The organism is Bartonella sp. CE47NXGY (assembly GCF_042195415.1).
Classification (GTDB): Bacteria; Pseudomonadota; Alphaproteobacteria; order Rhizobiales; family Rhizobiaceae; genus Bartonella.
The window spans coordinates 1-1,184 of the sequence record NZ_JBHIOI010000156.1 but is presented as its reverse complement, the minus strand read 5'-3'; the positions used below and the strand labels follow the sequence as shown (position 1 = coordinate 1,184).

The 1,184-nt window shown below is 32.7% G+C and carries 2 protein-coding genes and 1 pseudogene; 1 reads left to right on the top strand and 2 read right to left on the bottom strand.

Features of this window, described 5'->3' with window-relative positions; all coding sequences use genetic code 11:
• Positions 1-159, top strand: a pseudogene (locus ACFIL3_RS10345) (phage portal protein); the annotation flags it as partial.
• 157 nt (positions 160-316) lie between these two features.
• Here the strand turns inward: ACFIL3_RS10345 and ACFIL3_RS10340 are convergent.
• A complete protein-coding gene (locus ACFIL3_RS10340) occupies positions 317-640 on the bottom strand; it encodes a helix-turn-helix domain-containing protein (protein WP_015856199.1) in 324 nt (107 codons plus the stop codon).
• Position 641: 1 nt separating this feature from the next.
• A complete protein-coding gene (locus tag ACFIL3_RS10335) occupies positions 642-992 on the bottom strand; it encodes a type II toxin-antitoxin system RelE/ParE family toxin (RefSeq protein ID WP_041581387.1) in 351 nt (116 codons plus the stop codon).
• Between the last annotated feature and the right edge of the window lie 192 nt (positions 993-1,184).

The following is a 1,184-nucleotide window of genomic DNA, read 5'->3' as shown; positions in this document are numbered from 1 at the left end:
AGATGTTTCCCAAATCTCATTGGACAGAGCTGAGTGCAGATTGGGCAAGGGATGGGAGCTCTCATGAAGGTGTTCACTATAATGATCTTGATTATTACAGCGATGAGGGGAGCATTGATGTTGAAAACGGTCGTCGGACGGTCACGCTTGTTGAAGGACATTATAAACAAAAATACAATAAAGTCAATAGTTTGTTTGTAATTATTTTATATGAATCCACTCAAGAATCCACACTTTTATACGTGATTCATTTGACTATTTTTTATATAAGATTGCCATGCATGAATAGATCCAAAAAAGCTAATCATAAAGAAGTTTAAGAAGAAAAAACAACTTCAAAATGTCCTTCAAGCGTTTTAACTTCTTTCGGATTAACAATAATCTTTATATCGTTTCCCAATTTTGCCAAACACTCAAGCATTTTCATTTCACTAATTCCTCGAAATTCTCCACTTAAGAGTTTAGACAGTTTTGGTTGAGTCATTTTCAAAAGTTGACTAGCCTGTTTTTGTGTTAAGTTCTTTTCTTTCAGAATTTGACTAATCTTATGAGCAAGTTGCGCTTTGATAAGCATCTCTCTGGAATCTGAAAAGCCAAGATCCGCATAAACATTGGAACTACCGTGAAAAACATTGATCATTTTAATTCCCTTCTAATTGTTCTGCTAACTTGAGACGTTCTTTAATCAGATTAATGTCTGGTTTTGGTGTTGCAATGCCACGGGTCGATTTTTTCTGAAAACAATGCAACACATAAAGAGATTTTTTATATTGTATCGTATAAACAGCGCGATAAGTTCCTTGAATATCGCGTTCAATAATTTCTAGAACATTGGCAGATCCAAACCCCTTGAGAACCTTAACATTTTCTCCTCTATCTCCTATCTGAGCAAGATAAAGAGCATAACCAATCCTTTGTTGAATAAGATCAGGAAGACTTTTTATATCTTTGAGTGAAGAACCAAGCCATATGATACGTTTTATTTTACTCATGATTATTAATATACCCATATGGGTATATTTTCAAGTGGTTATTCTAATTTTGTGATTTTTTAATAACTATTATTAATAAAATTGACTTGATAAAAATGGTAACAAAAAACCATAATTGTTTATTTATCTTATGAAAAGCTGCTTTTGAAACCTAACGCTCGTAAATGTAAAAAGAACGTTTTTACAAGACAT